This window comes from Pseudomonas sp. SWRI50 (assembly GCF_014269095.1).
GTDB classification, from domain to species: domain Bacteria; phylum Pseudomonadota; class Gammaproteobacteria; order Pseudomonadales; family Pseudomonadaceae; genus Aquipseudomonas; species Aquipseudomonas kermanshahensis.
Genome location: NZ_JABWRW010000020.1, coordinates 1 through 23412, shown reverse-complemented (window position 1 = coordinate 23412; position 23412 = coordinate 1). Strand labels below are relative to the sequence as shown.

Below are 23412 nucleotides of genomic sequence, written 5' to 3'. Positions count from 1 at the left end.
TCCGTTTGCCCTTGGCGCGAAACTACAGGAACATTGGCCTATTCGTCATCTGGTGTGAATCAACCCATGCCGGCTTGACAGGTTTTCCGTGAATTAGCCCATATCAAGAGGCCATCCGTCGATGATCGCCCAGCTGCCGACCAGTGCACCGACCGCCAACTACCCCGAATTCCTCGAGGCCCTGCGTAACAGCGGCTTCCGTGGCCAGATCAGTGCCGATTACGCCACCCGTACCGTGCTGGCCACCGACAACTCGATTTACCAGCGCCTGCCCCAGGCAGCGGTGTTCCCACGTGACGCCGATGACGTGGCGCGGGTCGCCGCGCTGATGGCGGACGCGCGCTTTGCCCAGGTCAAGCTGACCCCGCGTGGCGGCGGCACCGGCACCAACGGCCAGTCGCTGACCGATGGCATCGTCGTCGACCTGTCGCGGCACATGAACACCATCCTCGAAATCAACGCCGAGGAGCGTTGGGTGCGGGTCCAGGCCGGTGTGGTCAAGGACCAGCTCAATGCCGCGCTCAAGCCCCACGGGCTGTTCTTCGCCCCTGAGCTGTCCACCTCCAACCGCGCCACCGTCGGCGGCATGATCAACACCGATGCCAGCGGCCAGGGCAGCTGCACCTACGGCAAGACCCGCGATCACGTGCTCGAACTGCACAGCGTGCTGCTCGGCGGTGAGCGCCTGCACAGCCTGCCCATCGATGACGCTGCGCTGGCGCAGGCCTGCGCAGCGCCAGGCCGGGTTGGCGAGGTCTACCGTGTGGCCCGCGAGATCCAGGAAACCCAGGCCGAGCTGATCGAAAGCACCTTCCCCAAGCTCAACCGCTGCCTGACGGGTTACGACCTGGCACACCTGCGCGATGAACAGGGGCGCTTCAACCTCAACAGCGTGCTGTGCGGCGCCGAAGGCTCGCTGGGCTACGTGGTCGAAGCCAAGCTCAATGTGCTGCCGATTCCGAAATACGCGGTGCTGGTCAACGTCCGCTACACCAGCTTCATGGACGCCCTGCGTGACGCCAATGCGCTGATGGCGCACAAGCCGCTGTCGATCGAAACGGTCGACTCCAAGGTGTTGATGCTGGCCATGAAGGACATCGTCTGGCACAGCGTGGCCGAGTATTTCCCGGCTGACCCCGAGCGCCCGACCCTGGGCATCAACCTGGTGGAGTTCTGCGGTGATCAGCCGGACGAGGTCAATGCACGGGTGCAGGCGTTCATCCAGCACCTGCAGAACGACACCAGCGTAGAGCGCCTGGGGCACACCCTGGCCGAGGGCGCCGAGGCGGTCACTCGCGTCTACACCATGCGCAAACGCTCGGTGGGCCTGCTGGGCAACGTCGAGGGCGAGGTGCGCCCGCAGCCGTTCGTGGAAGACACCGCAGTACCACCGGAGCAGTTGGCCGACTACATCGCCGACTTCCGCGCATTGCTGGATGGCTACGGCCTGGCCTATGGCATGTTTGGCCACGTCGATGCCGGTGTACTGCACGTGCGCCCGGCGCTGGACATGAAAGACCCGGCCCAGGCCGCGCTGGTCAAGCCGATCTCCGATGCCGTGGCGGCGCTGACCAAAAGCTACGGCGGCCTGCTGTGGGGTGAGCACGGCAAGGGCCTGCGTTCAGAATACGTGCCCGAATATTTTGGCGAGCTGTACCCGGCGCTGCAGCGCCTGAAAGGCGCTTTCGACCCGCGCAACCAGCTCAACCCAGGCAAAATCTGCACCCCACCCGACAGCGCCGAAGGCCTGACCCGGGTCGATGGCGTGACCTTGCGCGGTGACCTCGACCGCACCATCGACGAGCGTGTCTGGCAGGACTTCAGCAGCGCTGTGCACTGTAACGGCAACGGTGCCTGCTACAACTACGACCCCAACGATGCTATGTGCCCGTCGTGGAAGGCCACCCGAGAGCGTCAGCATTCGCCCAAGGGCCGTGCCTCGTTGATGCGTGAGTGGCTGCGTTTGCAAGGCGCGGCGGATATCGACGTGCTGGCGGCGGCGCGTAACAAGGTGTCCTGGCTCAAGGGCCTGCCGGCACGGCTGCGCAACAACCGCGGGCGTGACCAGGGGCAGGCGGACTTCTCTCACGAGGTCTACGACGCCATGGCCGGTTGCCTGGCGTGCAAGTCCTGCGCGGGGCAGTGCCCGATCAAGGTCAACGTGCCGGACTTCCGCTCGCGTTTCCTCGAGCTGTACCACGGCCGCTACCAGCGCCCATTGCGGGATTACCTGATCGGTTCGCTGGAGTTCACCATCCCATACCTGGCGCATGCGCCGGGGCTGTATAACGCGGTGATGGGCTCGAAGTGGGTGAGCAAGCTGCTGGCCGACAAGGTCGGCATGGTCGACAGCCCGCTGATCAGTCGTTTCAACTTCCAGGCGACCCTGACCCGCTGCCGCGTTGGCGTGGCCAGCGTGCCAGCGCTGCGCGAGCTGACCCCGGCCCAGCGTGAGCGCAGCATCGTGCTGGTGCAAGATGCCTTCACCCGTTACTTCGAGACGCCGCTGCTGGCCGCGTTCATCGACCTGGCGCACCGCCTTGGCCACCGGGTGTTCCTGGCGCCGTACAGTGCCAACGGCAAACCGCTGCACGTACAGGGCTTCCTTGGAGCGTTCGCCAAGGCGGCGATCCGTAATGGCACCCAGCTCAAGGCCCTGGCCGATTGTGGTGTACCGCTGGTGGGGTTGGACCCTGCGATGACCTTGGTCTATCGCCAGGAGTACCAGAAGGTGCCAGGCCTGGAAGACTGCCCGAAGGTGCTGTTGCCGCAGGAATGGTTGATGGATGCATTGCCCGAGCAAGCGGCTGCCAATACTGGCAGCTTCCGCCTGATGGCGCACTGCACCGAGAAGACCAACGTGCCGGCCAGCACCCGGCAATGGGAGCAAGTGTTTGCCCGCTTGGGCTTGAAGCTGGTGACCGAGGCTACGGGTTGCTGTGGCATGTCCGGTACTTATGGGCATGAAGCGCGAAACCAGGAGACCTCGCGGACCATCTTCGAGCAGTCCTGGGCGACCAAGCTGGACAAGCAAGACGAGCCGCTGGCGACGGGGTATTCGTGCCGTAGCCAGGTCAAGCGCATGACCGAACGGCAGATGCGCCATCCGCTGGAAGTGGTGTTGCAGTACGCGCAGCGTTAAACCTGCACCGGCCTCTTCGCGGGCAAGCCCGCTCCCACGGGATACCGTTGACTCGACGGTTGTGGTGATTCCTGTGGGAGCGGGCTTGCCCGCGAAGAGGCCGGTACAGGCAGTGCACAATCAGGACTGCTGCAGGGTATCCCGAGCCCGGCGCGCCTGCCTGTACAGGTAAAGGCTCAACACCAGCCCGCACGCCGCAGCCCCCGCCGCAAACAAGAACATCGAAGCAAACCCGAACCCCGCCGCCACTGCGCCCACCAGTGGGCCGGTAATCCCCAGCGACAAATCGATGAACAGCGAATACGCCCCAACCGCCGCGCCGCGGTTGGCCGCCGACACTTGGTTCACCGCCTCCACACCCAGCGCCGGGAACACCAGCGAAAAACCAAACCCGCTCAGTGCCGCACCTGCCAATGCCAGCTCGGCACTGGGTGCCAGCCACAGCATCAACAACCCCACGGTCTCTACCGAAAGGCAGGCAATCGCCACGCGAAAACCACCGATGCGATTGATCAGGTTGCCGAACAGCAAGCGGGCACTGATGAAGCTGGCGCCGAACAGGCTCAAGGTCAGTGCGGCATTCGGCCAGTCGCGGCTGGCGTAGTACAAGGTGATGAACGTGGCGATGGTGCCAAAGCCGATCGAGCCCAAGGCCAGGCCTGAGCCATGCGGGAACACCTTGCCCAATACGCTCAGGAAGGGCAGGCGCACGCCGCTGACGATGGGCGCCGCGCGCTTGGGCCAGGCCAGCAGAAGGCCGGCTGCGCACAGCAGCATGATGCTCACGCCCATGCTCCATAGCCCCAGTGTCTTGACCATCAGCACCCCCAGCGGCGCGCCAATGGCCAGAGCGCCATAGCTGGCAATGCCGTTCCAGGAGATGACCTTGGCGGTATTCTCAGCGCCCACTCGGCCGATGCCCCAGCCGATCGCGCCAGAGCCCACCAGGCTTTCGGCGCTGCCCAGCACCAGGCGGCCGATCAGCAAGCAGGTCAGGCTCAGCCAGGGCAGGTGGGTGAGAAAGGCGCAAGCCAGCATGAATACGCCGCTGAGCCCACAACCGGCCAGGCCATACATCACCGCCTTCTTGCTGCCGAGGTTGTCGATGATGCGGCTGGCCGTCGGGCGGCTGAGCAACGTGGCCAGGTATTGCACACTGATCACCAGGCCAGCGACCACGGCGCTGAAGCCCAGGTCGTTGTGCACATAGCTGGGCAATACGGCCAGGGGGATGCCGATGTTCAGGTAGCCGATAAAGGTGAAAAGGACGATGGAGACGACTTGCAGGGTAACCGCAAGGGGGCGCGGTGAGTGGGGCATGGGGGCCTTCGTGGCAGAGTTCTGGACGGTGTGAAAACGTGATGACGGGGGTGGCCCGCAGGTCAGCCGTTTTCACACAGTCGGGGGATGCGCAGTTATTCCTGGTCAGCGCTGGATTGATCGTCACCATCCTGGTCGACGGCAGGCGTCGGCTCGGCATGGACGGTAACGGTTTGCTCTTCTGGGTTCAGGCTTGGGAAGGGAAGATTCGGGATTTCATGCATCTCGTCGTTCCTCGCAAGTGTGAGTGAAAAGGCTGCGCCAGGCGCGTGTGGGGCTTTAAAAAGCTGGGGCAGGATACAGCAGTCTGGATGACAGTTTGAAATTTTTCCCGTTCGTTTGTCGGTTTTACGGGCGAATAACGGACATTTGCCTTACAAAAAACGGGGCCATTGCGGCCCCGTTTTCGCTAGTTACTTACGGCCTTCGGCCGTCTCGGCGACCTTGTCGGTGCGCGCGCACATGATGAAGTCGTTGCGGTGCAGGCCTTTGATCGAGTGGCTCCACCAGGTCACGGTGACCTTGCCCCACTCGGTCAGCAGGCCGGGGTGGTGGCCTTCGGCTTCAGCGATTTCACCCACGGCGTTGGTGAAGTCCAGGGCGTGCTTGAAGTTCTTGAACTTGAACACGCGCTCCAGCTCCATGTGGCCGTCGCGCACTTCGATGTTCCAGTCCGGGATTTCGCGAATCAGCTCGGCCAACTCTTCGTCACTGACTTTCGGGGCGTCGGCGCGGCAGGCTTCGCAGTGGGCTTGGTTCAAGGCATTCATGGTGTCTTTTCCAGTTCGAGTTGTTATCAGGGTGGCTTCAGGCAGCAACCTTGGGTGGAAACTTGGGGGTGTGCAGGCCCAACTGCATGGCTTGCTGCACCATGCCCATGATGTCTTCATGGGCCAGGTCGAATAGGCGCTTGAGGTTCGGCAGCACGAAGTACAGCGGCTGCAGAATGTCGATACGGTACGGCGTGCGCATCGCCTCGATCGGGTCGAACGCCTGATGTTCCGGTTCGTTCGACAGACTGTAGACCGTTTCTTTCGGCGAAGAGAGGATGCCGCCACCATAGATCTTGCGACCTTGCGGGGTCTCCATCAGGCCGAACTCGATGGTCATCCAGTACAGGCGCGCCAGGTAAACGCGCTGTTCCTTGGTCGCAGCCAAGCCGAGCTTGCCGTAGGTGTGGGTGAATTCGGCGAAATACGGGTTGGTCAGCAGCGGGCAGTGGCCGAAGATCTCGTGGAAGATGTCGGGCTCCTGCAGGTAGTCCAGTTCTTCCGGCGTGCGGATGAACGTGGCGACCGGGAAGCGCTTGCTGGCCAGCAGTTCGAAGAACGTTTGGAAGGGGATCAAAGCTGGCACCCTGGCAACCTGCCAGCCGGTGGTGGCGCCCAAGACCTTGTTGACCTCGCCCAATTGCGGGATACGGTCGTGGGGCAGCTTCAACTGATCGATGCCGTCCAGGTATTCCTGGCAGGCACGGCCTTCGATGACTTTCAGCTGGCGTGTGATCAGCGTGTTCCACACCGCATGCTCTTGCTGCGGGTAGTCGATAAAACCATGCGCATCGGGCTCGCGTGCCACGTATTGCGTCTGTTTCATGTGGCTCTCCTGGTGAGGGCTTTTCTTGTTATGTCCACGACATACCTAAGGAATATCCCCTCATTGCCCGATTTGCACGGGGGTAGGGTGGCCACCCCGGTCCAGGATCGGTCCTGGTTCGTAACGATAATTTTACAAAAAGGCGTAGGTGTCGGAAAATCCGGGGCAAAGGGCTGATGGTTTACGGGTTTTTGTCAGCTTATCTTTACGAATTTTCTGCGTCGGGTTGAAAAACTTCGGCGCTTCGAGAGCGTTCATGCGTATCAAAGTGCATTGCCAGAACCGCATCGGCATCCTTCGCGACATCCTCAACCTGTTGGTGGAGTACGGCATCAACGTGCTGCGTGGTGAGGTGGGCGGCGACCATGGCAACGCCATCTACCTGCACTGCCCGAACCTGATCAACCTGCAGTTTCAGGCACTGCGGCCCAAGTTCGAAGCCATTGCCGGGGTGTTCGGCGTCAAACGCGTCGGCTTGATGCCCAGCGAGCGCCGGCACATGGAGCTGAACGCGTTGCTGGGTGCGTTGGACTTTCCGGTGCTGTCGATCGACATGGGCGGCAGCATCGTCGCCGCCAACCGCACTGCGGCGCAGTTGCTCGGGGTGCGCGTCGACGAGGTACCGGGCATGCCGCTGGCGCGTTATGTGGAAGACTTCGACCTGCCCGAGTTGGTGCGCGCCAACAAGTCGCGTATCAATGGCCTGCGGGTCAAGGTGAAAGGGGATGTGTTTCTCGCCGACATCGCCCCCTTGCAGTCCGAGCATGACGACAGCGAGGCGCTGGCCGGCGCGGTGCTGACCTTGCACCGCGCCGACCGTATCGGTGAGCGCATCTACAACGTGCGCAAGCAGGAACTGCGCGGCTTTGACAGTATCTTCCAGAGCTCGCGGGTGATGGCGGCGGTGGTGCGCGAGGCACGGCGCATGGCGCCCTTGGATGCCCCTTTGCTGATCGAAGGGGAGACCGGCACCGGCAAGGAGTTGCTGGCACGTGCCTGCCACCTGGCCAGCCCGCGTGGGCAGTCGCCGTTAATGGCGCTCAACTGTGCGGGGTTGCCAGAGTCCATGGCCGAGACCGAGCTGTTCGGCTACGGGCCGGGTGCTTTCGAGGGTGCGCGGGCCGAGGGCAAGCTGGGCCTGCTGGAGCTGACGGCCGGCGGTACGCTGTTCCTTGATGGGGTAGGGGAGATGAGCCCGCGTTTGCAGGTGAAACTGCTGCGCTTTCTGCAGGACGGTTGCTTTCGCCGCGTAGGCAGTGATGAAGAGGTGTACCTGGATGTGCGGGTGATCTGCGCCACCCAGGTGGATTTGTCCGAGCTGTGCGCGCGCGGTGAGTTCCGCCAGGACCTGTACCACCGCCTCAACGTGCTGTCGCTGCACATTCCGCCATTGCGTGAGTGCATGGACGGGCTGGAAGGCTTGGTGCAGCACTTTCTCGACCAGGCCAGCCGGCAGATCGGCTGCGCCTTGCCACGGTTATTACCGGCCGCGATGGATAAACTAAGCCAGTACCACTGGCCAGGCAACGTACGGCAACTGGAAAACGTATTGTTCCAGGCGGTTTCGTTATGTGAAGGCGGTGTAGTTAAAAGTGAACATATACGTTTGCCGGACTACGGTGTGCGGCAACCGTTGGGAGAGTTTTCATTGGAAGGGGACCTTTCACAGATTGTCGGCCGTTTTGAAAAAGCCGTGCTGGAAAGTTTGATGGGGGAATTTACAAGTAGTCGCGCGCTGGGCAAAAGACTGGGTGTTTCGCACACCACGATTGCCAATAAGTTGCGGGATTATGCGTTGGGCAAGTCAACTGAATAATGCCAGCCGACTGGGTTTATTTGTTCGCGGGGAAACCCGCGAAGGGCCCCAGCGGGGCCCCGATCTCAAGGGTTAGCCGTTAGAGCAACCGTTCCCCATCACGCGGTATTCAAGAATGTGCTTCTGGCCCTGGGAGTCCTCGTAGGTCATGCGGGCGGGCACGACTTCACAGACGTTGGGCACTTCGCTCATGGAGATGACGCGGGCAATGTCCAAGTGCTGCGAGTAACTGTACTGTTCAACCGGAATCTGCTCGGCATCGTTTGCTTCGCCGGCCATTGCCGCGCCGCAAAGACTGCCAAGTACCAATACCAGTAAAGCTTTCATTTTCTATTTACCTGTCTAAGGTCGTGAGGGGGTGCGCGGCGCTTGTGGCGCCGCGAGTGCTGCTAGTTTTAACGATCGGGATTTAGCGGGTGATTAACGCTTGCCTTCGTGGGGGCTGTTGCCAGAAGTTAATCGCCTTGCCGTTGTTGGCGAGATGAATTCTAGGCAGGTGGCAACCGCTGAAACAGTGGGACTTTTGATAAAGTGTTTTGACAGAATCTGTAACAATCACGCGAAAAAAAACGGCGATTCTTTCTGCCTAGGGCTGCGAGCCGCGTGCTAGAGCGCTTTGCTCGTACGTCAGTACCAAAATCCGCTGCTTTACTACCAACGTCGAATGGCTTTTGCCGCTCTGGTACAGTTACAAACGGTTCCATACAAAAACAACTATTACACCGAGGTAACACAGATGAGTGCGGCTCCACTGTATCCCGTTCGTCCCGAGGTTGCGGCCACTACCCTGACCGACGAGGCCACCTACAAGGCCATGTACCAGCAATCGGTGATCAACCCGGACGGCTTCTGGCGCGAGCAGGCCCAGCGTCTCGACTGGATCAAGCCGTTCACCAAGGTCAAGCAGACCTCGTTCGATGACCACCATGTCGATATCAAGTGGTTTGCCGACGGCACTCTGAACGTTTCCTCCAACTGCCTGGACCGTCACCTCGAAGAGCGTGGCGACCAACTGGCGATCATCTGGGAGGGCGACGACCCTTCCGAGCACCGCAACATCACCTACCGCGAGCTCCACGAGCAGGTCTGCAAGTTCGCCAACGCCCTGCGCGGCCAAGACGTGCACCGTGGCGATGTGGTGACTATCTATATGCCGATGATCCCCGAGGCCGTGGTCGCCATGCTGGCCTGTGCCCGCATCGGTGCAATCCACTCGGTGGTGTTCGGCGGCTTCTCCCCTGAGGCGTTGGCTGGCCGAATCATCGACTGCAAGTCCAAGGTGGTGATCACCGCCGACGAAGGTGTGCGTGGCGGGCGCCGTACGCCGCTCAAAGGCAACGTCGACCTGGCGCTGACCAACCCTGAGACCAGCAGCGTGCAGAAGATCATCGTGTGCAAGCGCACCGGTGGCGATATCGCCTGGCACCAACACCGCGACATCTGGTACGAAGACCTGATGAAAGTGGCCTCCAGCCACTGCGCGCCGAAAGAGATGGGCGCTGAAGAAGCGCTGTTCATCCTTTACACCTCCGGCTCCACCGGCAAGCCCAAGGGCGTGCTGCACACCACCGGGGGTTACCTGGTTTACGCCGCGCTGACCCACGAGCGCGTGTTCGACTACCGCCCAGGTGAAGTCTACTGGTGCACCGCCGACGTTGGCTGGGTCACCGGCCACAGCTACATCGTCTACGGCCCGCTGGCCAATGGCGCCACCACCTTGCTGTTCGAAGGCGTGCCGAACTACCCGGACATCACCCGTGTGTCGAAGATCGTCGACAAGCACAAGGTCAATATCCTCTACACCGCACCGACCGCAATCCGCGCCATGATGGCCGAAGGGCAGGCTGCGGTAGAGGGGGCTGATGGTTCCAGCCTGCGCCTGTTGGGTTCGGTCGGCGAACCGATCAACCCCGAAGCGTGGAACTGGTACTACAAGACCGTCGGCAAGGAGCGTTGCCCGATCGTCGACACCTGGTGGCAGACCGAGACCGGCGGCATCCTGATCAGCCCACTGCCGGGCGCCACTGGCCTCAAGCCGGGTTCGGCGACCCGTCCGTTCTTCGGCGTGGTGCCGGCGCTGGTGGATAACCTGGGCAACCTGATCGATGGCGCTGCTGAAGGCAACCTGGTGATTCTCGATTCCTGGCCGGGCCAGTCGCGCTCGCTGTATGGCGACCACGACCGCTTCGTCGACACCTACTTCAAAACCTTCCGGGGCATGTACTTCACCGGTGACGGCGCGCGCCGCGACGAGGATGGTTACTACTGGATCACCGGGCGTGTGGACGACGTGCTCAACGTGTCTGGCCACCGCATGGGGACTGCCGAGATCGAAAGCGCCATGGTTGCCCATTCCAAGGTTGCGGAAGCGGCTGTGGTGGGCGTGCCGCACGACATCAAGGGCCAGGGCATCTATGTTTATGTCACCCTCAATGCCGGCGTGGAGCCTAGCGAACAATTGCGCCTGGAGCTGAAGAACTGGGTGCGCAAGGAGATCGGTCCGATTGCCTCGCCGGATGTGATCCAGTGGGCGCCAGGGTTGCCGAAGACACGCTCGGGCAAGATCATGCGGCGTATCCTGCGCAAGATCGCCACGGCGGAATACGGCTCGCTGGGTGATATCTCGACCCTGGCCGACCCGGGTGTGGTGCAGCACCTGATCGACACGCACAAAGCCATGAACCTGGCTACGGCCTGATATTGGGGCAGAGCGCGAGCCCTTGTAGGAGCGGCCTTGTGTCGCGAAAGGGCCGCAAAGCGGCCCCGGCATTGCCAGTGGCGAAGCTGAAATGGTGGGGCCGCTTCGCGCCCCATCGCGACACAAGGCCGCTCCTACAGGGGTGTGTATGTGTCAGAAAACCCCGCACGGGCAACCGGCGGGGTTTTTTGCTTTACTGTTACCCGACATTCATCGGTAACTCTTCTGTCACCGATTACGCACAGGCGCGGGGCGAGTGGAAACAGTCATGACCCGTTTCGGTGCGTTCGCCGAGTCATTTTCTGCAACACAGCACGCTACACTTGCCGTCATACAAGGCTTTGCGAATAATAGGCCCAGTAATTGCTAGGTCTATAGGTTATTTTCCTTGCGCCTTTGCATGTTTTGCAATGGCTGTCAACATCGCCCGCAGTGGTTTCAAGCGCTTCTGTAAGTAGTTGTCGCTTTGAAGAAATATCGACTACCGGGCTGTCGTTAAAATGCCACTCACTCGCTCGTGGTCTGCGGCCTTGGTCGAACCCTGCGCGGCTCGCGTTGTACCCATTCGCATATCGGGCAGTTGTTACCCTGCCTTGTATTGCCCCGTACCGATGGAGTTACCTGATGAAGAAGCTCGCACTGCTTGGCGCCCTGGCGCTGTCCGTGTTTTCCCTGGTGTCGCAGGCCGATGAAAAACCGTTGAAAATCGGTATCGAAGCCGCTTACCCACCCTTCGCCTTCAAGCAGCCCGACGGCAGCATCGCCGGTTTCGACTACGACATCGGCAATGCCCTGTGTGAAGAGATGAAAGCCAAGTGCACCTGGGTCGAGCAAGAGTTCGACGGCCTGATCCCGGCACTGAAGGTGCGCAAGATCGACGCTATCCTGTCGTCGATGTCGATCACCGAAGACCGCAAGAAATCGGTCGACTTCACCAAGCGCTACTACCTGACCCCAGCGCGCCTGGTCATGAAGGAAGGCACCACCGTCAGCGACAGCCTCAACGAACTGCAGGGCAAGAAGATCGGCGTGCAGCGTGGCTCGATCCATGACCGCTTCGCCAAGGAAGTACTGGGCGCCAAAGGTGCCACCGTGGTCCCTTACGGTACCCAGAACGAAATCTACCTGGATGTCGCGGCGGGTCGCCTCGATGGCACCGTGGCTGACGCCACCCTGCTGGAAGATGGCTTCCTGAAGACCGACGCTGGCAAAGGCTTCGCGTTCGTAGGCCCAGCATTCACCGACGCCAAGTACTTCGGTGATGGCATCGGCATTGCCGTGCGCAAGGGCGACAAAGCTAACGTCGACCGCATCAACGCGGCCATCGACGCCATCCGTGCCAACGGCAAGTACAAACAAATCGAAGCCAAGTACTTCAATTTCGATATCTACGGTCCAGACTCGAAGTAAGACGTCGGGTTAAACCTGTGCAATGGTGCAAACAGCAGAGGCTCTGAGGTTTGCACCATTTTTCATTCTCTAGGTCGAGGACCTCATCATGTTGAAAGGCTACGGGGCAGTCATCCTCGACGGGGCGTGGCTGACGCTGCAGCTCGCCCTGTCGTCGATGGCCCTGGCCATCGTGCTCGGCCTGATCGGTGTGGCGCTGCGCTTGTCGCCGGTGCGCTGGCTGGCTTGGCTGGGCGATATGTATGCCACGGTCATCCGTGGTATTCCGGACTTGGTACTGATCCTGCTGATCTTCTACGGCGGGCAGGACATCATCAACCGGGTAGCGCCGCTGCTCGGTTACGAAGACTACATCGACCTGAATCCGCTGGCGGCGGGTATCGGGACCTTGGGCTTCATTTTTGGCGCCTACCTATCGGAAACCTTCCGCGGCGCCTTCCTCGGCATCCCCAAGGGCCAGGCCGAAGCCGGCGTGGCCTATGGCATGAGCAACCGTCAGGTGTTCTTCCGCATCCAGGTGCCGCAGATGATCCGCCTGGCCATCCCGGGCTTCACCAACAACTGGCTGGTGCTGACCAAGGCCACGGCGCTGATCTCGGTGGTCGGCCTGCAGGACATGATGTTCAAGGCCAAGCAGGCGGCGGACGCTACCCGTGAACCCTTCACCTTCTTCCTGGCGGTGGCGGCCCTGTACCTGGTCCTGACCAGTGTCTCGCTGCTGGCGCTGAAGTATCTTGAAAAACGCTACTCGGTAGGCGTCAAGGTGGTTGAACTATGATCTTCGACTACAACGTGGTGTGGGAGGCCATGCCGCTGTACTTGGGCGGGTTGCTGACTACCCTGAAGCTGCTGGCGCTGTCGCTGTTGTTCGGTTTGCTCGCGGCGATTCCGCTGGGGCTGATGCGGGTGTCCAAGCAGCCGCTGGTGAACCTCACCGCCTGGCTGTACACCTACGTGATCCGCGGTACGCCGATGCTGGTGCAGTTGTTCCTGATCTACTACGGCCTGGCCCAGTTCGAAGCGGTGCGCGAGAGCATCTTCTGGCCGCTGCTGTCCAGTGCGACCTTCTGCGCTTGCCTGGCCTTTGCCGTCAACACCAGCGCCTACACCGCAGAAATCATCGCCGGCAGCCTCAAGGCCACGCCCCATGGCGAGATCGAAGCGGCCAAGGCCATGGGCATGTCGCGCTTCAAGATGTACCGCCGCATCCTGCTGCCCTCGGCCTTGCGCCGGGCATTGCCGCAGTACAGCAACGAAGTGATCATGATGCTGCAGACCACCAGCCTGGCGTCGATCGTCACCCTGATCGACATCACGGGTGCGGCGCGCACGGTCAATGCCCAGTACTACCTGCCTTTCGAGGCCTACATCACGGCGGGCGTGTTCTACCTGTGCCTGACCTTCATCCTGGTGCGCCTGTTCAAGATGGCCGAACGCCGCTGGCTCGGCTACCTGGCGCCGCGCAAGCACTGACCGCTTTGTGAGAATCGACAGCATGTACAAACTCGAAGTCCAAGACCTGCACAAGCGCTATGGCAGCCATGAAGTGCTCAAGGGCGTGTCCCTGGCGGCCAAGGCAGGCGATGTGATCAGCATCATCGGCTCCAGCGGTTCGGGCAAGTCAACCTTCCTGCGCTGCATCAACCTGCTGGAGCAGCCCCACGCCGGCAAGATTCTGCTCAATAACGAAGAGCTGAAACTGGTCGCCGGCAAAGATGGCGCGCTCAAGGCGGCCGACGCGCGCCAGTTGCAGCGCATGCGCTCGCGCCTGTCGATGGTGTTCCAGCATTTCAACCTGTGGTCGCACATGACCGCGTTGGAGAACGTCATCGAAGCCCCCGTGCACGTGCTTGGGGTGAGCAAGAAAGAGGCCCTGGAAAAGGCCGAGTACTACCTGGCCAAGGTCGGTGTGGCCCACCGCAAGGATGCCTTCCCGGGGCACATGTCCGGTGGTGAGCAGCAGCGGGTGGCGATTGCCCGTGCCCTGGCCGTCGAGCCTGAGGTGATGCTGTTCGACGAGCCGACCTCGGCCCTTGACCCCGAGCTGGTGGGCGATGTGCTCAAGGTCATGCAGGCGCTGGCCCAGGAAGGCCGGACCATGGTGGTGGTGACCCACGAGATGGGCTTTGCCCGCGAGGTGTCGAACCAGTTGGTGTTCTTGCACAAAGGCTTGGTCGAAGAGACCGGCTGCCCGCGCGAGGTGCTGGCCAACCCGCAATCGGAGCGGCTCAAGCAATTTCTCTCCGGCAGCCTCAAGTAAAGTAGGCTGCATCTTTGCACCAGAATAGGGCATGCTGCGCAGCGAGCGCAGCCTGACCCTGTGCCACTGACGTGAACGCCCCCCAAGGTTTCGGACCGCCCCCTATGACCACCCAGCGAATCGGTTTTCTCATCTGGCCCAGCACCAAGCCCTTGACCCTGGCGCTGGCCGAGGAAGTGTTGCAGGTGGCCCAGCGGGTGCATCCGGACGTGGTCTACGACTTGGCGTTTCTGCAGGCGGAGCCGGCGGTGGAGGGCGCCTGGCGCCTGCCGGGCGAGCCGTGGAATGGCCGCCTCGAAGGGTGCCAGAAGCTCTTGTTGCTGGCCGACGAGCCGCCGCAGGCCGTGGGTTCGGTGCTGTCGACTGCACTCAAGCAACTGGCGCGCAGTGGTTGCATGATCGGTGGCTTGTCTGCCGGTGTGTATCCGCTGGCGCAGCTTGGCCTGCTCGACGGTTACCGCGCGGCGGTGCACTGGCGCTGGCAGGATGATTTTGCCGAGCGCTTCCCCAAGGTCATCGCTACCAGCCACCTGTTCGACTGGGACCGCGACCGCCTGACTGCCTGTGGTGGTATGGCAGTGACCGACCTGTTGCTGGCCGTGCTGGCGCGTGATCATGGCGCGGAGCTGGCGGGGGCGGTGTCCGAGGAGCTGGTGGTCGAGCGCATTCGCGAGGGCGGCGAGCGTCAGCGCATTCCGTTGCAAAACCGCTTGGGCTCCAGCCACCCCAAACTGACCCAGGCTGTGCTGCTGATGGAAGCCAACATCGAAGAGCCGCTGACCACCGACGAGATCGCCCAGCATGTGTGCGTGTCGCGTCGGCAGTTGGAGCGAATCTTCAAGCAGTACCTGAACCGCGTACCTAGCCAGTATTACCTTGAGCTGCGGCTGAACAAGGCGCGGCAGATGCTGATGCAGACCAGCAAGTCGATCATCCAGATCGGCTTGTCGTGCGGGTTCTCTTCGGGGCCGCATTTTTCCAGTGCCTACCGTAACTTTTTTGGCGCGACGCCGCGGGAAGATCGCAACCAGCGGCGTAACAGCAGCCCGTTCGAGTTGAGCTCGGCGCCGGCTGAAAAGGGCTGAGATTCTGGTTGGGTTCGGGCGAATGCCTTGGGGGTGAGGGCGGCGCTCGATCTCCCAGGCGCCGCTAAATTATCGGGGTATGCCCAAAGGCACCGAATCCCTTGTGAACACCCGTTCACCCAGCCACCCACTCCCGTTACACTGCGCGATTGCGACAGTGTTTGTCGCATTGCCGAAAGCCTGGGTAAAACAGGGTTTTGCGCTGTAACAAGTTGTCGCTTGGCCGCAAGGACAGGCGCTGATCAGTCCTTACAATCCCCCCATCGCTCGCCACTTCCAGGCCAGCGTTCCTCTTCAGGAGACTCAGATGTCCGTTGAGCAAGCCCCGGTGCAACGTGCCGATTTCGACCAGGTCATGGTTCCCAACTATTCGCCGGCGGCCTTCATTCCTGTCCGAGGCGAGGGTTCCCGGGTTTGGGACCAGTCGGGTCGCGAGCTGATCGACTTTGCTGGCGGTATCGCCGTCAATGCCCTGGGTCACTGCCATCCGGCACTGGTCAAGGCGCTGACCGAGCAGGCCAACACCCTCTGGCACGTGTCCAACGTCTTCACCAACGAGCCGGCCCTGCGCCTGGCGCACAAGCTGGTAGACGCGACCTTTGCCGACCGTGCCTTCTTCTGTAACTCCGGCGCCGAGGCCAACGAGGCCGCCTTCAAGCTGGCCCGCCGCGTGGCCCATGACCGCTTCGGCCCTGAAAAGCACGAAATCATCGCCACCGTGAACAGCTTCCACGGGCGTACCCTGTTCACCGTCAGCGTCGGTGGCCAGCCGAAGTACTCCGATGGCTTCGGGCCTAAGATCACCGGCATCAGCCATGTGCCGTACAACGACCTGGAAGCACTGAAAGCACAGATTTCCGACAAGACTTGCGCGGTGGTAATCGAACCGATCCAGGGCGAAAGTGGTGTGGTGCCGGCCGACAAGGCGTACCTGGAAGGCGCACGCAAGCTGTGCGATGAGCACAATGCCCTGCTGATCTTCGACGAAGTGCAGACCGGCGTTGGCCGTACCGGTTCGCTGTACGCTTACCAGCACTACGGTGTAACCCCGGATATCCTGACCAGCGCCAAAAGCCTGGGTGGCGGCTTCCCAATCGGCGCCATGCTGACTACCACGGAGCTGGCAAAACACTTGGCCGTCGGCACCCACGGCACCACCTATGGCGGTAACCCACTGGGTTGCGCCGTCGCCTGCGCGGTGCTGGACGTGATCAACACCCCTGAAACCCTGGCCGGCATCAAGGCCAAGCACACACGCTTCAAAACCCGCCTGGAGCAGATCGGCCAGCAGTACGGCCTGTTCTCCCAGGTGCGTGGTGTCGGCCTGCTGATCGGTTGTGTGCTGACCGACGCCTGGCAGGGCAAGGCCAAGGACGTGCTCAACGCCGCCGAGAAAGAAGGTGTGATGGTGCTGCAGGCCGGCCCGGACGTGGTGCGTTTCGCGCCTAGCCTGGTGGTCGAAGACGCCGACATCGATGAAGGCCTGAACCGCTTCGAGCGCGCCGTGGCCAAACTGACCCAAGGCTGATTCGCCAGCGGTCCCTTCGCCGGCCCTTAGCGGGCCGGCGATAGCTGAATTCCAGTGCGGGCGCGTGCTTGCCGTTTCAATCACGCGCCCGCCGTTTTTTCGCGCCGTCACGAACGGCCCGCTTTACCAAAGGAGTGACACCATGCTGGTGATGCGCCCCGCGCAAATGGCTGACCTGAACGAAGTGCAGCGCATGGCTGCCGACAGCCCCATTGGTGTCACCTCGCTGCCGGACGATACTGCCCGTCTTGGCGACAAGATCGCCGCGTCGGAAACCTCCTTCGCCGCCGAGGTCAGCTTCAATGGCGAAGAAAGCTACTTCTTCGTGCTCGAAGACAGCGACACCGGCAAGCTTGCCGGCTGCTCGGCCATCGTCGCCTCGGCCGGTTACTCCGAGCCGTTCTACAGTTTCCGTAACGAGACCTTCGTGCACGCCTCGCGCGAGCTGAAGATCCACAACAAGATCCACGTTCTCTCGCTGTGCCACGACCTGACTGGCAACAGCTTGCTGACCAGCTTCTACGTGCTGCCCGAATTGGTCGGCAGCGGCTGGGCCGAGCTCAACTCGCGTGGCCGCCTGCTGTTCATGGCCTCGCACCCGGAGCGTTTTGCCGATTCGGTGGTGACCGAGATCGTGGGCTACAGCGACGATCAGGGCGAGTCGCCCTTCTGGGATGCCATAGGCCGCAACTTCTTCGACCTCAACTACGCCCATGCCGAGCGCCTGTGCGGGCTGAAGAGCCGTACCTTCCTGGCCGAACTGATGCCGCACTACCCGATCTACGTGCCGCTGCTGCCCGACGAAGCTCAGGAGGCCATGGGCCAGGTGCATCCGCGCGCGCAGATCACCTTCGACATCCTGATGCGGGAAGGCTTCGAGACCGAGCACTACATCGACATCTTCGACGGCGGGCCGACCTTGCACGCACGGGCTTCGGGCATTCGCTCGATTGCCCAGAGCCGTGTAGTACCGGTCAAGCTGGAGGAGGCCCCGGCCAAGGGTGGGCGCCCGTACCTGGTGTGCAACGGCCAGTTGCAGGACTACCGCGCGGTGTTGCTGGAACTCGACTGGGTGCCCGGCAAACCGGTCAGCCTGGGGCGCGACGCGGCCGAGGCCCTGGGTGTCGGTGAGGGTGCAAGCGTGCGGCTGGTTGCCGTGTAAGGCGTGAGCCTGCGCAGGCAGCTCGAAACAGCAAGCTCGAAACGAAGCGTTTCGCGGTGGCAGAGGTCGCCGCTCAAGGAGATAGCATGATCGTTCGTCCCGTACGCAGCAGCGATTTACCCGCGCTGATCGAATTGGCTCGCAGCACTGGTACCACCGGGCTGACCACGCTGCCAGCCAACGAAGAGCGCCTTGGGCATCGCGTGGGCTGGGCCGAGAAGAGCTTCCGTGGCGAAGCCGAGCGGGGCGATACCGACTACCTGTTCGTGCTGGAAAACGACGAAGGCCTGGTGGTGGGCATCAGTGCCATCGCCGGGGCCGTCGGCCTGCGTGAGCCTTGGTACAACTACCGGGTCGGGCTCACCGTCAGCGCCTCGCAGGAGCTGAACATCTACCGCGAGATCCCCACCCTGTTCTTGGCCAACGACCTGACCGGCAACTCCGAGCTTTGCTCGTTGTTTTTGCGCAGTGACTACCGTTCTGGCCTCAATGGCCGCTTGCTGTCGCGGGCGCGGATGTTGTTCATCGCCGAGTTCCCGGAGCTGTTCGGCAAGAAGATCATTGCCGAGATGCGCGGCATGTCCGACGAGCAGGGCCGCTCGCCGTTCTGGGAAAGCCTGGGCCGCCACTTCTTCAAGATGGAGTTCAGCCAGGCCGACTACCTGACCGGGGTGGGCAACAAGTCGTTCATCGCCGAGCTGATGCCCAAGTTCCCGCTGTACACCTGCTTCCTCTCCGAAGCCGCGCGCAACGTGATCGGGCGTGTACACACCGACACCGAGCCTGCGCTGGCCATGCTCAAGCAGGAAGGTTTCAACTACCAGGGCTATGTCGACATCTTCGACGCAGGCCCCGCCATCGAGTGCGAGACCGCCAAGATTCGTGCCGTGCGCGAAAGCCAGACCCTGGTGCTGGCGGTCGGTACCCCGGGCGATGACGCCACCCCTTACATCATCCACAACCGCAAACGCGACGACTGCCGCATCACGGCCGCGCCTGCACGCCTGGCGGCTGGCACCCTAGTGGTCGACCCGCTGACCGCCAAGCGCCTGCGCATGGGGGCTGGCGACAACGTGCGTGCCGTGCCGCTGTCGGCGAGCCGGGAGGCCCAGTAAATGACTACGCATTACATCGCCGGCGATTGGCAGGCCGGCCAGGGAGCACCCCTGCAATCGCTCAACCCCGTGACCCAGGCGGTTGTCTGGGACGGGCAGGGCGCCGACGCCAGCCAGGTTGACGCTGCCGTGAAGGCTGCGCGCCAGACCTTTCCGGCCTGGGCACAGTTGAGCCTGGAGGCACGTATCGATGTGCTGGAAAAGTTTGCCGAACAGCTGAAGCAGCATGCCGAAGCGCTGGCGCACTGCATCGGCGAAGAAACCGGCAAGCCGCTGTGGGAATCGGCGACCGAAGTCACCAGCATGATCAACAAGGTGGCGATTTCGGTACAGAGCTACCGTGAGCGCACCGGTGAAAAAAGCGGCCCACTGGCCGATGCCACGGCCGTGCTGCGGCACAAGCCCCACGGTGTGGTGGCGGTGTTCGGGCCCTACAACTTCCCCGGCCACTTACCCAATGGGCACATCGTGCCGGCACTGCTGGCGGGCAACTGCGTTGTCTTCAAACCCAGCGAACTGACGCCCAAGGTGGCCGAACTGACGGTCAACTGCTGGATCGCCGCTGGCCTGCCTGCCGGAGTGCTCAACCTTGTCCAGGGCGCGCGTGAAACCGGCGTGGCGCTGGCGGCCAACCCGGGTATCGACGGGGTGTTCTTCACCGGCTCCAGCCGCACTGGCAACCTGTTGCACCAGCAGTTCGCCGGGCGCCCGGACAAGATCCTCGCGCTGGAAATGGGCGGCAACAACCCGTTGCTGGTGGACGAGGTCAAGGACCTGGACGCCGCGGTGTACACCATCATCCAGTCGGCCTTCATTTCTGCTGGCCAGCGCTGCACCTGTGCACGACGCCTGCTGGTGCCGCAAGGGGCGTGGGGCGATTCGTTGATCACGCGGCTGGTCGAGGTGTGCAAAAGCATCACCGTTGGCGCTTTCGACCAGCAGCCAGCGCCGTTCATGGGTTCGGTGATTTCGCTGCAGGCAGCGCAGGCGCTGATCGCAGCCCAGGCCGAGCTGGTGGGCAAGGGCGCCGTGAAGTTGCTGGAAATGACCCAACCCGAGGCCGATGCCGCGTTGCTGACGCCAGGCATTCTCGATGTCAGCGCCGTTGCCGACCGCCCGGACGAAGAGTTCTTCGGCCCGTTGCTGCAGGTGATTCGCTACGCCGATTTCGAGGCCGCCATCGATGAGGCCAACAACACCCAGTACGGCCTGGCCGCCGGTCTGCTGTCCGACTCCCGCGCCCGTTACCAGTACTTCTGGCTGCGCAGCCGGGCGGGCATCGTCAACTGGAACAAACAGTTGACCGGCGCCGCCAGCAGCGCGCCGTTCGGGGGTGTCGGCAACAGCGGCAACCACCGCGCCAGCGCCTATTACGCGGCCGACTACTGCGCTTACCCCGTGGCTTCGCTGGAGACCGCCAGCCTCGCCTTGCCGGCAACCTTGACGCCGGGCGTCACCCTATAACAAACGGTCTCGGAGCCTAGCCGATGAAATCCTATGAAGTGAATTTTGATGGCCTGGTGGGGCCTACCCACAACTATGGCGGCTTGTCTTACGGCAATGTGGCTTCGCAAAGCAACAGCCAGCAGGCGTCCAACCCGCGTGAAGCGGCGCGCCAGGGCCTGGCAAAAATGAAGGCTTTGGCCGACATGGGCTTCAAGCAGGGCGTGCTGGCCCCGCAGGAGCGCCCGGACGTGGCTGCGCTGCGCCGCCTGGGCTTCACTGGCAGCGATGCCGAGGTGATCCAGCGCGCTGCCAAGCAGGCCATGCCGTTGTTGGTGGCCAGCTGCTCGGCCTCGAGCATGTGGGTGGCCAACGCTGCCACGGTCAGCCCCAGTGCCGACACCGCCGATGGCCGCGTGCATTTCACTGCTGCCAACCTCAACTGCAAATACCACCGCAGCATCGAGCACCCGACCACCAGCCGTGTGCTGGGGGCGATGTTCGCCGATGACAAACACTTCGCCCACCACGAGGCATTGCCGGCGGTGGCGCAGTTTGGTGACGAGGGCGCGGCCAACCACACCCGCTTCTGTCGCAGCTACGGCGAGGCGGGCGTCGAATTCTTCGTCTACGGCCGCAGCGCCTTCGACAGCCGCTACCCTGCGCCGCAGAAGTACCCGGCACGGCAAACCCTGGAGGCTTCCCAGGCCGTGGTGCGGCTGCACGGCCTGCGCGACGACGGCGTGGTCTACGCTCAACAGAACCCGGCAGTGATCGACCAGGGCGTGTTCCACAATGACGTGATTTCGGTGGGCAACGGCGAGGTGCTGTTCTACCACGAGGACGCCTTCCTCGAGACCGAAGCGGTGCTTGGCCAGCTGCAAGCTAAACTGGCCCACAAGGGCGGCAACTTCCAGGCCATCCGAGTGCCGCGTGCGGCGGTGGCAGTAGACGACGCCGTGCGTTCGTACCTGTTCAACAGCCAGCTGCTCAGCCGTGACGACGGCTCCATGCTGCTGGTAGTGCCGGAGGAGTGCCGCAGTAACGAGCGCGTCTGGGCCTACCTGGAACAACTGACCCAGCAGGGCGGCCCGGTCAAAGAGGTCAAAGTGTTCGACCTCAAGCAGAGCATGCAGAACGGCGGAGGCCCTGCTTGCCTGCGTCTGCGCGTGGCATTGAAGGAATCGGAACTGGCGGCGGTGAATCCAGGCGTTATCATGACCGCGCCGCTGTACGACACCCTGCTGCAATGGGTCGACAAGCATTACCGCGATCGCCTTGGCGAAGCGGAGCTGGCCGATCCGCAACTGCTGGTCGAATGCCGTACGGCACTGGATGAGTTGACCCAGATTCTGAAATTGGGTTCGGTCTATCCGTTCCAACGCCAACCTTGAAGAGAGACTAAGTAATGACCGATGCCCTGCGCCTGATCCTCGAAGACGAAGACGGCACCCAGCTGGAAACCTCCTGCACCCGTTTTGCTGTGGTCTGGCAAGGCAAGGAAGTGTGGATTCAGCAGGACGGCCGCGGCCAGTTGCTGATTGGCGTGGATGTCGATGAAAACGACACCGAGTATGCCAACCTGCTGCTGCGCCCGATGGCCACCAACCTGGTCAGCCTGCAGCTGGAAATGGAGCTGGCTGAAGCCGCTGATGGCGACGATCACGTCCATGGCCCTGATTGCGGTCACCACCATTAAGGAAGTGCCTATGCTCGCCCTCGGCAAATTGCTTGAGCTGACCTTGACCGATCACGAACCGGCCGAGAAGACCCAAGTTACACCCAAGGGCGTGCGTTTGCGCTGGCTGGGGGAGGGCGCCCTTGAGGTGCGCCCGCCCGAGCATGAGGACAGTGGGCTCGACCTGCTGCTGTCGGCCGGTATCCATGGTAACGAAACGGCGCCGATCGAGTTGCTCGAGCGCCTGTTGCATGGCGTGGCCAATGGCAAGATCAAGCCGCGTTCGCGGGTGTTGTTCCTGTTCGGCAACCCGGCGGCCATCCGCAAGGGCGAGCGCTTCGTCGAGCAGGACATCAACCGCCTGTTCAATGGTCGCCACGAGCTGTCCAGTGGTTTCGAGGCGCTGCGCGCCGCCGAGCTTGAACAGTTTGCCCGGGTGTTCTTCAGCAAGCCGGGTCGCCCCCGCCTGCATTACGACCTGCATACCGCCATCCGTGGCTCGAAGATCGAGCAGTTTGCCCTGTACCCCTACAAGGAAGGGCGCAAGCATTCCCGCCGGGAGCTGGCGCGCCTGGCCGCAGCGGGTATGGAGGCCGTGTTGTTGCAGAGCAAGTCGTCCATTACCTTCAGCGCCTTCACCTACGAGCAGCTCGCCGCCGAGGCGTTCACCCTGGAGCTTGGCAAGGCGAGGCCGTTCGGGGAGAACGAGCAGGTCAACCTCGACAAGCTGGAAGAGCGCCTGATCCAGATCATCGAAGGCACCGAGCCTGAGACTGAAGACTCGCTGGAGGGCTTGAAACTGTTCCGCGTCGCTCGCGAGATCATCAAGCACAGCGAGGGCTTCCGCCTGCATTTGCCGGCGGATATCGAAAACTTCTCCGAGTTGAGCATGGGTTACCTCCTGGCCGAAGACCTGGCCGAAACGCGCTGGGTGGTCGAGGAGGAGGGCGCGCGGATCATCTTCCCTAACCCCAAAGTAAAAAACGGCCTGCGCGCGGGAATTCTGGTGGTACCGGATTCGGGCCAGTGCCTAGGCTGAATACCGCCCTTGTAATCGATGGACTCGCCCCCGCCGAGGCATCACAGTGCCACGGTGGCGTTCAAAGAAGCCAACGGCAGCGAGGGCGAGACCATGAAGAAGCATAGTTCGAAGCACGAT

At 62.3% G+C, this 23412-nt stretch carries 20 protein-coding genes; 15 read left to right on the top strand and 5 right to left on the bottom strand.

Features of this window, described 5'->3' with window-relative positions; all coding sequences use genetic code 11:
* Positions 1 to 121: 121 nt before the first annotated feature.
* Positions 122 to 3142 carry a D-2-hydroxyglutarate dehydrogenase YdiJ gene (gene ydiJ / locus HU750_RS19690; protein ID WP_186681897.1) on the top strand — a complete coding sequence of 1007 codons (3021 nt, stop codon included), beginning with the start codon at positions 122 to 124 and terminating at the stop codon, positions 3140 to 3142.
* 120 nt (positions 3143 to 3262) lie between these two features.
* On the opposite strand, the gene HU750_RS19685 is transcribed toward ydiJ, so the two are convergent.
* From HU750_RS19685 to phhA, 4 genes are all read right to left on the bottom strand, one after another.
* Positions 3263 to 4462, bottom strand: coding sequence for an MFS transporter (locus HU750_RS19685; RefSeq protein WP_099430130.1), 1200 nt, complete (start codon positions 4460 to 4462; stop codon positions 3263 to 3265).
* A gap of 95 nt (positions 4463 to 4557) precedes the next feature.
* Entirely contained in the window at positions 4558 to 4686 is a 129-nt protein-coding gene (locus HU750_RS27335; protein ID WP_256214942.1) for a hypothetical protein, read from the bottom strand.
* Between the two features lie 189 nt (positions 4687 to 4875).
* On the bottom strand, positions 4876 to 5232 hold the full coding sequence (locus HU750_RS19680) for a 4a-hydroxytetrahydrobiopterin dehydratase (RefSeq protein WP_027593094.1): 357 nt from the start codon (positions 5230 to 5232) through the stop codon (positions 4876 to 4878).
* A 37-nt stretch (positions 5233 to 5269) separates the two neighbouring features.
* Entirely contained in the window at positions 5270 to 6058 is a 789-nt protein-coding gene (phhA, locus tag HU750_RS19675; RefSeq protein ID WP_027593093.1) for a phenylalanine 4-monooxygenase, read from the bottom strand.
* A 256-nt stretch (positions 6059 to 6314) separates the two neighbouring features.
* On the opposite strand from phhA, the gene HU750_RS19670 reads away from it, so the two are divergent.
* Positions 6315 to 7874 carry a sigma-54-dependent phenylalanine hydroxylase transcriptional regulator PhhR gene (locus HU750_RS19670; protein ID WP_027593092.1) on the top strand — a complete coding sequence of 520 codons (1560 nt, stop codon included), beginning with the start codon at positions 6315 to 6317 and terminating at the stop codon, positions 7872 to 7874.
* A 72-nt stretch (positions 7875 to 7946) separates the two neighbouring features.
* Here HU750_RS19670 and HU750_RS19665 read toward each other — a convergent pair whose 3' ends face one another.
* Positions 7947 to 8201, bottom strand: coding sequence for a DUF2790 domain-containing protein (locus HU750_RS19665; RefSeq protein ID WP_027593091.1), 255 nt, complete (start codon positions 8199 to 8201; stop codon positions 7947 to 7949).
* A gap of 409 nt (positions 8202 to 8610) precedes the next feature.
* On the opposite strand from HU750_RS19665, the gene acs reads away from it, so the two are divergent.
* The 13 genes from acs to astE all read left to right on the top strand — a co-directional run bounded on the left by acs (position 8611) and on the right by astE (position 23292).
* Entirely contained in the window at positions 8611 to 10572 is a 1962-nt protein-coding gene (acs, locus tag HU750_RS19660; RefSeq protein ID WP_027593090.1) for an acetate--CoA ligase, read from the top strand.
* A gap of 624 nt (positions 10573 to 11196) precedes the next feature.
* Positions 11197 to 11982: an L-arginine-binding protein AotJ gene (gene aotJ / locus HU750_RS19655; protein ID WP_027593089.1), complete on the top strand. Its 786-nt coding sequence runs from the start codon at positions 11197 to 11199 to the stop codon at positions 11980 to 11982.
* An 88-nt stretch (positions 11983 to 12070) separates the two neighbouring features.
* Positions 12071 to 12760 carry an ABC transporter permease gene (locus HU750_RS19650; RefSeq protein WP_027593088.1) on the top strand — a complete coding sequence of 230 codons (690 nt, stop codon included), beginning with the start codon at positions 12071 to 12073 and terminating at the stop codon, positions 12758 to 12760.
* On the top strand, positions 12757 to 13455 hold the full coding sequence (locus HU750_RS19645) for an ABC transporter permease (RefSeq protein ID WP_027593087.1): 699 nt from the start codon (positions 12757 to 12759) through the stop codon (positions 13453 to 13455). The genes HU750_RS19650 and HU750_RS19645 overlap by 4 nt, the downstream gene beginning before the upstream one ends.
* Positions 13456 to 13477: 22 nt before the next feature.
* Positions 13478 to 14242 (top strand): arginine/ornithine transport ATP-binding protein AotP, encoded by a 765-nt coding sequence (aotP, locus tag HU750_RS19640; RefSeq protein WP_027593086.1) that lies wholly within the window; start codon positions 13478 to 13480, stop codon positions 14240 to 14242.
* A gap of 104 nt (positions 14243 to 14346) precedes the next feature.
* Positions 14347 to 15327, top strand: coding sequence for a transcriptional regulator ArgR (gene argR, locus HU750_RS19635; RefSeq protein ID WP_027593085.1), 981 nt, complete (start codon positions 14347 to 14349; stop codon positions 15325 to 15327).
* Between the two features lie 307 nt (positions 15328 to 15634).
* Positions 15635 to 16855, top strand: a complete 1221-nt coding sequence (locus tag HU750_RS19630; protein ID WP_085272485.1) for an aspartate aminotransferase family protein — start codon at positions 15635 to 15637, stop codon at positions 16853 to 16855.
* Positions 16856 to 16997: 142 nt separating this feature from the next.
* Complete coding sequence (gene aruF, locus HU750_RS19625; protein WP_027593083.1) at positions 16998 to 18017, top strand: arginine/ornithine succinyltransferase subunit alpha; 1020 nt, start codon at positions 16998 to 17000, stop codon at positions 18015 to 18017.
* 86 nt (positions 18018 to 18103) lie between these two features.
* Positions 18104 to 19132, top strand: coding sequence for an arginine N-succinyltransferase subunit beta (gene aruG / locus HU750_RS19620; RefSeq protein WP_027593082.1), 1029 nt, complete (start codon positions 18104 to 18106; stop codon positions 19130 to 19132).
* Positions 19133 to 20596, top strand: a complete 1464-nt coding sequence (gene astD / locus HU750_RS19615; protein ID WP_186681895.1) for a succinylglutamate-semialdehyde dehydrogenase — start codon at positions 19133 to 19135, stop codon at positions 20594 to 20596.
* A 23-nt stretch (positions 20597 to 20619) separates the two neighbouring features.
* A complete protein-coding gene (astB, locus tag HU750_RS19610; RefSeq protein WP_085272487.1) occupies positions 20620 to 21969 on the top strand; it encodes an N-succinylarginine dihydrolase in 1350 nt (449 codons plus the stop codon).
* 14 nt (positions 21970 to 21983) lie between these two features.
* Positions 21984 to 22274 (top strand): hypothetical protein, encoded by a 291-nt coding sequence (locus HU750_RS19605; RefSeq protein ID WP_027593079.1) that lies wholly within the window; start codon positions 21984 to 21986, stop codon positions 22272 to 22274.
* A gap of 10 nt (positions 22275 to 22284) precedes the next feature.
* The gene (gene astE, locus HU750_RS19600) at positions 22285 to 23292 is read left to right on the top strand and encodes a succinylglutamate desuccinylase (RefSeq protein ID WP_186681973.1); all 1008 of its coding nucleotides are present in this window, start codon (positions 22285 to 22287) and stop codon (positions 23290 to 23292) included.
* The last annotated feature ends 120 nt before the right edge of the window (positions 23293 to 23412 follow it).

What these genes read in the sequence shown, in the direction of transcription:
- ydiJ (WP_186681897.1), top strand. Translation starts at nt 122, where the DNA reads ATGATCGCCCAGCTGCCGACCAGTGCACCGACCGCCAACTACCCCGAA.
- HU750_RS19685 (WP_099430130.1), bottom strand. Translation starts at nt 4,462, where the DNA reads ATGCCCCACTCACCGCGCCCCCTTGCGGTTACCCTGCAAGTCGTCTCC.
- HU750_RS27335 (WP_256214942.1), bottom strand. Translation starts at nt 4,686, where the DNA reads ATGCATGAAATCCCGAATCTTCCCTTCCCAAGCCTGAACCCAGAAGAG.
- HU750_RS19680 (WP_027593094.1), bottom strand. Translation starts at nt 5,232, where the DNA reads ATGAATGCCTTGAACCAAGCCCACTGCGAAGCCTGCCGCGCCGACGCC.
- phhA (WP_027593093.1), bottom strand. Translation starts at nt 6,058, where the DNA reads ATGAAACAGACGCAATACGTGGCACGCGAGCCCGATGCGCATGGTTTT.
- HU750_RS19670 (WP_027593092.1), top strand. Translation starts at nt 6,315, where the DNA reads ATGCGTATCAAAGTGCATTGCCAGAACCGCATCGGCATCCTTCGCGAC.
- HU750_RS19665 (WP_027593091.1), bottom strand. Translation starts at nt 8,201, where the DNA reads ATGAAAGCTTTACTGGTATTGGTACTTGGCAGTCTTTGCGGCGCGGCA.
- acs (WP_027593090.1), top strand. Translation starts at nt 8,611, where the DNA reads ATGAGTGCGGCTCCACTGTATCCCGTTCGTCCCGAGGTTGCGGCCACT.
- aotJ (WP_027593089.1), top strand. Translation starts at nt 11,197, where the DNA reads ATGAAGAAGCTCGCACTGCTTGGCGCCCTGGCGCTGTCCGTGTTTTCC.
- HU750_RS19650 (WP_027593088.1), top strand. Translation starts at nt 12,071, where the DNA reads ATGTTGAAAGGCTACGGGGCAGTCATCCTCGACGGGGCGTGGCTGACG.
- HU750_RS19645 (WP_027593087.1), top strand. Translation starts at nt 12,757, where the DNA reads ATGATCTTCGACTACAACGTGGTGTGGGAGGCCATGCCGCTGTACTTG.
- aotP (WP_027593086.1), top strand. Translation starts at nt 13,478, where the DNA reads ATGTACAAACTCGAAGTCCAAGACCTGCACAAGCGCTATGGCAGCCAT.
- argR (WP_027593085.1), top strand. Translation starts at nt 14,347, where the DNA reads ATGACCACCCAGCGAATCGGTTTTCTCATCTGGCCCAGCACCAAGCCC.
- HU750_RS19630 (WP_085272485.1), top strand. Translation starts at nt 15,635, where the DNA reads ATGTCCGTTGAGCAAGCCCCGGTGCAACGTGCCGATTTCGACCAGGTC.
- aruF (WP_027593083.1), top strand. Translation starts at nt 16,998, where the DNA reads ATGCTGGTGATGCGCCCCGCGCAAATGGCTGACCTGAACGAAGTGCAG.
- aruG (WP_027593082.1), top strand. Translation starts at nt 18,104, where the DNA reads ATGATCGTTCGTCCCGTACGCAGCAGCGATTTACCCGCGCTGATCGAA.
- astD (WP_186681895.1), top strand. Translation starts at nt 19,133, where the DNA reads ATGACTACGCATTACATCGCCGGCGATTGGCAGGCCGGCCAGGGAGCA.
- astB (WP_085272487.1), top strand. Translation starts at nt 20,620, where the DNA reads ATGAAATCCTATGAAGTGAATTTTGATGGCCTGGTGGGGCCTACCCAC.
- HU750_RS19605 (WP_027593079.1), top strand. Translation starts at nt 21,984, where the DNA reads ATGACCGATGCCCTGCGCCTGATCCTCGAAGACGAAGACGGCACCCAG.
- astE (WP_186681973.1), top strand. Translation starts at nt 22,285, where the DNA reads ATGCTCGCCCTCGGCAAATTGCTTGAGCTGACCTTGACCGATCACGAA.